Below are 471 nucleotides of genomic sequence, written 5' to 3'. Positions count from 1 at the left end.
AGCCGAGGCCGGCCGCGACCGCGCGGGCTTCGTCGTACGCCTGCGCAAAGCCGAGATAGACCGGCTTGCCGCCCGTGCGCATGCGCATGAAGAGCCGGTGCTCGACCTGATACTTGACGTTGCCGATCGCCAGCGCGCCGATGCCGATCGCGCCCGCGTTCGGCACGCCGTCGATCGGCTTGCCGTCGTTCATCACGTTGACGCCGGCAATGCCTTCGGGCGGCACCGCGTTGACGTCGGCGGCCACGAGCAGGCGCTTCGCATGCGCGAGATCGCCGCTGCCGATCACCTGCACGCCCGCGACGGCGGTGGCGAGTACGATCTCGGTCTCGGCGAGCGCGTCGCGCAGTTCGTCCGGCGTCGTGGTGCCGATGCCGCCGGTGACGATGCCGAAGCGCTGGTTCAGTTCGGCCGAGGCGTGCAGCGCGCGCTGGCGGTCGTGGTGGCTCGCGATCGTCACGTCGGCGCCGA

The 471-nt window shown here is 71.1% G+C and carries 1 pseudogene; it reads right to left on the bottom strand.

The window, feature by feature from the left end:
• Positions 1–471, bottom strand: a pseudogene (locus tag GXB81_RS31165) (methylenetetrahydromethanopterin dehydrogenase); the annotation flags it as partial.

The organism is Paraburkholderia sp. Ac-20336, assembly GCF_017105025.1.
GTDB lineage: Bacteria > Pseudomonadota > Gammaproteobacteria > Burkholderiales > Burkholderiaceae > Paraburkholderia.
Note: the sequence above shows the minus strand (reverse complement) of the source record. Positions and strands in the feature narration are given on the sequence as shown.